General features: G+C 69.0%; 5 protein-coding genes. All 5 read left to right on the top strand.

What is annotated here, in order from left to right:
• Nucleotides 1-112: 112 nt before the first annotated feature.
• From EJO66_RS30905 to tssH, 5 genes are read left to right on the top strand one after another with little or no spacing between them, the layout of a single operon-like run.
• On the top strand, nt 113-979 hold the full coding sequence (locus EJO66_RS30905) for a type VI secretion system accessory protein TagJ (protein ID WP_125967067.1): 867 nt from the start codon (nt 113-115) through the stop codon (nt 977-979).
• 29 nt (nt 980-1,008) lie between these two features.
• The gene (gene tssE, locus EJO66_RS30900) at nt 1,009-1,536 is read left to right on the top strand and encodes a type VI secretion system baseplate subunit TssE (protein ID WP_124962091.1); all 528 of its coding nucleotides are present in this window, start codon (nt 1,009-1,011) and stop codon (nt 1,534-1,536) included.
• The gene (gene tssF / locus EJO66_RS30895; RefSeq protein WP_125967066.1) at nt 1,537-3,408 is read left to right on the top strand and encodes a type VI secretion system baseplate subunit TssF; all 1,872 of its coding nucleotides are present in this window, start codon (nt 1,537-1,539) and stop codon (nt 3,406-3,408) included.
• On the top strand, nt 3,405-4,571 hold the full coding sequence (gene tssG / locus EJO66_RS30890; protein WP_125967065.1) for a type VI secretion system baseplate subunit TssG: 1,167 nt from the start codon (nt 3,405-3,407) through the stop codon (nt 4,569-4,571). Before tssF ends, tssG begins: the two co-directional genes overlap by 4 nt.
• Nucleotides 4,568-7,300: a type VI secretion system ATPase TssH gene (gene tssH / locus EJO66_RS30885; RefSeq protein ID WP_125967064.1), complete on the top strand. Its 2,733-nt coding sequence runs from the start codon at nt 4,568-4,570 to the stop codon at nt 7,298-7,300. The genes tssG and tssH overlap by 4 nt, the downstream gene beginning before the upstream one ends.
• The last annotated feature ends 17 nt before the right edge of the window (nt 7,301-7,317 follow it).

Below are 7,317 nucleotides of genomic sequence, written 5' to 3'. Positions count from 1 at the left end.
TCCTGATTTCCCCTTTTGCTTGTTCCCGACCGGCCCGCGCATGCCGCGGGCCGGTCGCCTGCAGATAGTTGTCGACGGCCCTGGGCCGTGCGCGAGTCAATGAGGAAGTTTCATGGGCGATGGGTTTGCAGTGCTGGGCGAGCGCTCCGTGGCCGAACACACCGAATGGGTACAGCGGCAGATTCGCGCGAGTCCACAGAATGCCAGCCTGCGGCTTGCCCTGTGCCACTTTCTTGCGCTGCGGGGCGACTGGCAGCGGTCTGAAGACCAGCTCAAGCTGGCCGCGAAGATCGATCCTTCCTTCGCTCCCGCCAGTGCCACCTGCGCGATGGCACTGGCCGCCGAGCGGCATCGAACCGAATTCTGGAACGGCGGCCGTGCGCCGGTCGTCGTTGCCGGCCAGGCCGACTGGGTCGCAGGGCTGATTGCCGCCGCGGAACTGCCGGCCGAACGCGCCGCCGAAGCGGCCGACCTGCGTGAAGCCGCTCGCCAGGATGCACCCGCATTGCAGGGCACGCTGAGCTGCGTCGACCGGTCGGACGCGCGCGCCGTGCAGGCCATCGACGGCGAGCCGGTGGAAAGCAGCGAGTTCGCCTGGCTCTGCGATGGCGACGCGCGCATTGGCGCCGTGCTCGAACTCCTCACGCCTTCGGGCTATGCGTGGCTGCCGCTGCCGGCGGTGCGCCGTCTCAAGTTCTCCCGTCCGCAGCACCTGGTCGACCTGCTCTGGGCGCCGGCCGAGATCGAGTTGCATGACGGCCGCGGACTCAACGGCCTGGTGCCGGTGCGCTATCCCGGCGCGCTCGATGCGCTGGACGACGAAACAACCCTGGGCCGCCGCACCGACTGGCTGCCGCTGGCCGGCGAAGACCAGTATGCCGGCGTGGGCCAGCGCACGCTGATCAGCGAAGCCGGCGACCATTCGCTGCTCGATATCCGCCTCGTCGAGTTCGCGCCTGCCGAGAGTGCTGCGCGGTGAGTTCCGTCCTGCCAGCCAGCCGTCCGGCCATGGAGGCCGACGGCGACCAGCAAGAAAGCGTTGCACGCGACCGCCTGCAGCCAGTGCTGCTCGACCGCCTGACCGACAAGCAGCCGCAAAGCCGCCAGGAGCGCGCCGGTGCGTTCCTCATGAGCGGCAAGCTGCTGCGCGACTCGGTGCTGCGCGATCTGCAATGGCTGCTCAACACCACCAATTTCGGCGCGGACCACACCATCAACGCCATGCCGCGCGCGCGGCGTTCGGTCGTGAACTACGGCGTGCGCGGCTGGGCCGGCGGTCGCATGTCGGAGGTCAACTTCGCGGACGTCGAGGCTGCCATCCGCGCCGCGATCATCGACTTCGAGCCGCGCATCATGAAGGACAGCATCGACGTGCGCTGCGTCACCGACGCCACCGACCTGGAGCACCACAACCTGCTCGCGCTCGAGATCCGCGGCACGCTGTGGTCGGTGCCCTACCCGATCGAATTCATCCTGCGCTCCGAGCTCGACCTCGAGAGCGGCCACATGGTCCTGCGCCCGACGGGAGGACTCTGAATGGACGCAAGGCTGCTCGACTACTACAACCGCGAGCTCACCTACATGCACGAGCTCGGTGCCGAGTTCGCGCAGCGCTACCCGAAGATCGCCGGGCGGCTGGGCATGCGCGGCATCGAGGTCAGCGACCCCTATGTGGAGCGCCTGCTCGAGGGCTTCAGTTTTCTCACGGCGCGCATCCAGCTCAAGATGGATGCGGAGTTTCCGCGCTTCTCGCAGCGGCTGCTCGAGGTGGTGTACCCCAACTTCCTCGCGCCGCTGCCGGCCATGGCCGTGGTGCAGATCGACGGCAACCTCAACGAGGGCTCGCTGAAGGCCGGCTACGAACTGCCGCGCCACACGATCATGCGCGGGCGGATGATCAAGGGCGAGCAGACGGCCTGCGAATTCCGCACCGGCCATGAGGTCACGCTGTGGCCCATCAGGATCGCGGATGCGGGCATCGGCCCCGTGCCTGCGGAAATCGCGCATGCGATGCCCGCGGTGGCCCAGCGGGCCAAGAGCGCGATCACCATCAAGCTCGAAGCCGTGGGCGGCACCACCTTCGCCGAGCTGCCGATCGACCGGCTCGAGTTCTTTCTTTCGGGCGCCGAGCTGCACGCGCTGCGCGTGCTCGAGCTTGCGGTGCACCACAGCATCGGCACCGTATGCCGCAGCGGCCCGGGCAGCAAGGCGCGGATCGTTCCGCTCGGCGACGAAGCCATCCGCCACGAGGGCTTCGATCCCGAGCAGGCGCTGCTGCCCTATGACGCGCGCTCGTTCCAGGGCTACCGGCTGCTGCACGAGTACTTCGCATTCCCCGACCGCTACCTGTTCTTCAGCGTGAAGAACCTGCGCGCGGCAGCCTCCGCCGTGGGCGGCACCACGATGGAAATCGTGATCCTGCTCGATCGCGCCGACGGCGACCTGGAGCGGCTGGTCGACGCCAAGCACTTCTCGCTGTTCTGCACGCCCATCATCAACCTGGTGCCGCGCCGCAGCGACCGCATTCCGGTGGGCCCAGGGCAGCACGAGCACCATGCGGTGATCGACCGCACGCGTCCGCGCGATTTCGAGATCTTCACCGTCGAGCGCGTCACGGGCCACATGGCGAGCGGCTCGGAAGAGCGCGAGTTCAGGCCCTTCCTGGGTTCGTTCGCCGCCGACGACGGCGACTTCGGCGCGTACTTCTCGCTGCGGCGCGAACCGCGCCTGGTGTCCGACCGCGCACGTGCGCAAGGCACGCGCACCAGCTACACCGGCAGCGAGGTGTACGTGTCGCTGGTCGACCAGCACGACGCGCCCTTTCCGCACAGCCTGCGCCACATCACGATCGATGCGCTGTGCACCAATCGCGACCTGCCGCTGCTGCTGCCCACCGGGCTGGAGTCGGACTTCTCGCTGCGCGTGTCGGCGCCGGTGCGCGGCATCCGCATCCTGCGCGGGCCGTCGCGGCCCTACCCCGCGCTGGCGGAAGGCGCGCTGACCTGGCGCCTGATCAGCCATCTGGGCCTCAACTACCTGAGCCTGACCGACATCGACGCCACGCAGGGTGCGGCCGCATTGCGCGAGATGCTCGACCTCTACGGCAACCTGGCCGACCCCGCGGTGCGCCGCCAGATCCAGGGCGTGCGCTCGATGGCGCTGGCGCCGGTGTTCCGCCGCCTGCCCGAGCCGGGGCCGATCGTCTTCGGGCGCGGGGTGGAAATCGCGCTGAAGATCGACGAGGTGGCCTTCTCGGGCGCGAGCCCCTATCTCTTCGGCGCCGTGCTGGAGCAGTTCTTCAGCCGGCACGTGTCGCTCAATGCGTTCACCGAGTTCGCGCTCTCCAGCCTGCAGCGCGGCGAGATCGCGCGCTGGACGCCGCGCATCGGACGCCGTCCTGCCGTATGAGCATGAGCACGACAGCCGACCTCGCCGACGATCCGCAGCAGGCGCCGCAGGCTGCGATCGAACATGCCGCGCTCGAGCATGCCGAGGCACCCGCGCGGCGCGGCGCTTCGGAGGCCGACCCGGTCCTGTGGGCCGGCCTGGTCGACCAGCCTTTCGAGCACGACCTGTTCATGCTGCTGCGCCGCCTCGATGCACACGGCAGCCATCCGCTGCTGGGCCGCGCGCCGCGCCCCCTGGACGAGCCTTTGCGGCTGGGACAGGAGCCGTCGATGGCCTTTGCGCCCTCGAACGTCTCGGGCGTCGATGTCGACGGCGACGGCCCGCCGCGCATCTCGATCTACGGCTTCGGGCTGTTCGGTCCCAACGGGCCGCTGCCGCTGCACCTGACCGAGTACGCGCGCGAACGCAAGCGCCATCACAGCGACAACACGCTCAGCGCTTTCGCCGACCTGTTCCACCACCGGCTCATCCTGCTGTTCTATCGGGCCTGGGCCGATGCCCAGTCGGTCAACAGCCTGGATCGCCCCGACGGCCACCGCTTCGTCGACTACGTGGCGAGCCTCATGAACATGGGGCAGCCGGGTCTCAAGGAGCGTGACCGCATCGCCGACCATGCGCGCACCTTCATGGCCGGGCACCTCGTGCGCCAGACGCGCAATCCCGAGGGGCTGATCCAGATCCTGCGGCTGTACTTCGATGTGCCCGTGCGCGTCGAGGAGTTCGTGAGCGGCTGGGTGATGCTCGACGAGCGCGAGGTCAGCCGCATCGGCCCTTCCGGGCGCAACCAGAGGCTGGGCGCCGGCGCCACCGTCGGCCTGGCGGTGCGCGATGCGCAGGGCAAGTTCCGGCTCGAGCTCGGCCCGCTCTCGCAAAACGAGTTCCGCGACTTCCTGCCGGGCAGCAAGCGCCTGCAGCAGGTGGTCGATTGGGTGCGCCAGTACGTGGGCATCGAGTTCGCCTGGGAGCTGCGCCTCGTGCTCAAGAAGCAGGAAGCCCTCGGCATGCAGCTGGGCAGCGACCAGCGCCTGGGCTGGGGAAGCTGGCTCGGCACGCGCCTCTCGCCCACCGACGCCGGCGACATGCTGTTCCAGCCCGAAGCCCTGTATTCCCGTTCCGCTTCGGCTGCTTCCGCGGCGGCCGAAGCTTCTTCCATGGCCTTATGACCGATATCCGCCGCGTCTCCCTTTTCTCCAAGCTGAATCCGATGCTCTACAAGGCATTGGAGACCGCCACCGCATTCGCCAAGCTGCGCGGCAACGCGTACGTGGAGCTGGTGCACTGGCTGCACCAGATCCTGCAACTGCAGGACAGCGACCTGCTGCGCATCGTCAAGCGCGCCGGCCTCAACCTCGATGCGGTCGAGCAGGACCTGGTGCGCGCGCTCGACCGCCTGCCGCACGGCGCCACCTCGATCAGCGACATTTCGGAGCACGTCGACAACGCCGTCGAGCGCGCCTGGGTCTATGCGAGCCTGCGTTTCGAGGCCACATCGATCCGCGGTGCCTACCTGCTCGCGGGCGTCGTCAAGACACCGGGGCTGCGCCAGGTGCTCTCGGGCATCTCGCGCGAGTTCGACAAGATCGTGCCCGACGTTCTCATCGCCCAGCTTCCCGCATGGACCGAGGGCTCGCCCGAGGACGACTTCGACGCTGCGGCCGCGCCGGGACAAGCTGCCGCAGCGGCGTCCCACCAGGGCGACGGCGCCGCCGCGGGCGGCTCGGCGCTGGCCAAGTACGCGAGCGACCTCACGGCCAAAGCGCGTGCGGGCGAGCTCGACCCGGTCTACGGCCGCGACGACGAGATCCGCCAGATCATCGACATCCTCATGCGCCGGCGCCAGAACAACCCGCTGCTCACGGGCGAAGCGGGCGTGGGCAAGACGGCGGTGGTCGAAGGGCTGGCCTCGCGGCTCGCGGCGGGCGACGTGCCGCCCTCGCTCAAGGACGTGTCGCTCTGGGTGCTCGACCCCACGCTGCTGCAGGCCGGCGCGGGCGTGAAGGGCGAGTTCGAGCAGCGGCTGCGCCAGGTGATCGACGAGGTCGAGAAGAGCCCCAGGCCCATCGTGCTGTTCGTGGACGAGGTGCACACGCTGGTCGGCGCGGGCGGCACGGCCGGCACCGGCGACGCGGCCAACCTGCTGAAGCCGGCGCTTGCGCGCGGGCGGCTGCGCACCATCGGCGCCACCACCTGGTCCGAGTACAAGAAGTACATCGAGAAGGACCCGGCGCTCACGCGGCGCTTCCAGACCATCCAGGTGCACGAGCCCACCGAGTCCAAGGCCGTGGTCATGCTGCGCGGCATCTCGGCCGAGCTCGAGAAGCACCATGGCGTGCTCATTCTCGACGCCGCGCTCGAAGCGGCCGTGAGCCTGTCGCACCGCTACATTCCCGCGCGCCAGCTGCCCGACAAGGCCGTGAGCCTGCTCGACACGGCCTGCGCGCGCGTGGCGCTGAGCCAGCATGCGCTGCCCGCGGCGATCGAAGACCTGCAGCGCCGCATCGAGGTGCTGGGCATCGAGTCGGGCATTGCCGGGCGCGAGGCGGCGATCGGTGTCGGCGAGCACCAGCGCGTGGAAGACATCGCGGCCCAGGTGGCCGCGGCGCAGGCCGAGCTCGGCCTGCTCGAGCAGCGGCGCGCGGAAGAAAGCGTGCTCGTCGAACGCATCGTGGCGCTGCGCAAGCTGCTCTCGCCCGATGCGGTGCCGGTGCGGGCCGAGGCGCGGACGGATGACGAGGCCGAGGAGGGCGGCGATCCCGAGGCGCAGGCCGAGGCCGCTCCGTCCGAGCCCGAGCGAACGCCCGAAGAGATCCGCGCCGAACTCGACCAGGCGCAGGACCGGCTCGTGCAGCTGCAGGGTGAATCCCCGCTCATCCTGGCGGCCGTCGACGCGCAGGCCATCGCCACCGTGGTGGCCGACTGGACCGGCATTCCGATCGGCCGCATGGTGCGCGACGACGCGCAGTCGGTGCTGCGCCTCGGCGAGATCCTCTCGGCCCGCGTGGTGGCCCAGCCCGATGCGCTGGAGACCATCTCGCGGCGCATCCGCACGGCGCGCGCGCGGCTGGACAACCCGAACAAGCCGGTGGGCGTGTTCCTGCTGTGCGGCCCCTCGGGCGTGGGCAAGACCGAGACCGCGCTCGCGCTGTCGGAGGCGCTCTACGGCGGCGAGCAGAACCTCGTGACCATCAACATGAGCGAGTTCCAGGAGTCGCACACCGTCTCCACGCTCAAGGGAGCGCCGCCGGGCTACGTGGGCTACGGCGAAGGTGGCGTGCTCACCGAGGCCGTGCGCCGCCGGCCCTACAGCGTGGTGTTGCTCGACGAGATCGAGAAGGCCCACCCCGACGTGCACGAGATCTTCTTCCAGGTGTTCGACAAGGGCTGGATGGAAGACGGCGAGGGCCGCCACATCGACTTTCGCAATACCGTGATCATCATGACCTCCAACGTCGGCACCGACCTGGTCATGCAGTTGTGCGAAGACCCGACCCTGCGCCCCGACCCCGAGCCGCTGGCGGCTGCATTGCGCGAACCGCTGCTCAAGGTGTTCGCGCCGGCGCTGCTGGGCCGGCTGGTTGTAGTGCCTTATTACCCGTTGCAAGCCGATGCATTGCATCGCATCATTCGCCTCCAGCTCGACCGCATTGCCACCCGCCTCGATGCGAACCATGGCATTGCGCTGGACTACGACGACAGCGCCGTCGAACTGGTGGCGCGCCGTTGTACCGCCATCGAGTCGGGCGGACGGATGATCGATGCGATCCTCACGCACACCATCCTTCCGCGATTGAGCGAGGAAGTCATCGGCGCCACGGTCAGTGCGCGCAAGCTCGCCGGCGTGCGGCTCGGCGCGGCGAACGACGATTTCCACTACGAATTTTCTGAACGCTGAGCGAAGAAAGGGAGTAA

The organism is Variovorax beijingensis (genome assembly GCF_003951285.1).
In the GTDB taxonomy this organism is placed as follows: Bacteria; Pseudomonadota; Gammaproteobacteria; order Burkholderiales; family Burkholderiaceae_C; genus Variovorax; species Variovorax beijingensis.
This window is presented reverse-complemented; position numbering and strand designations above follow the sequence as displayed.

What these genes read in the sequence shown, in the direction of transcription:
- EJO66_RS30905 (WP_125967067.1), top strand. Translation starts at nt 113, where the DNA reads ATGGGCGATGGGTTTGCAGTGCTGGGCGAGCGCTCCGTGGCCGAACAC.
- tssH (WP_125967064.1), top strand. Translation starts at nt 4,568, where the DNA reads ATGACCGATATCCGCCGCGTCTCCCTTTTCTCCAAGCTGAATCCGATG.
- tssE (WP_124962091.1), top strand. Translation starts at nt 1,009, where the DNA reads ATGGAGGCCGACGGCGACCAGCAAGAAAGCGTTGCACGCGACCGCCTG.
- tssG (WP_125967065.1), top strand. Translation starts at nt 3,405, where the DNA reads ATGAGCATGAGCACGACAGCCGACCTCGCCGACGATCCGCAGCAGGCG.
- tssF (WP_125967066.1), top strand. Translation starts at nt 1,537, where the DNA reads ATGGACGCAAGGCTGCTCGACTACTACAACCGCGAGCTCACCTACATG.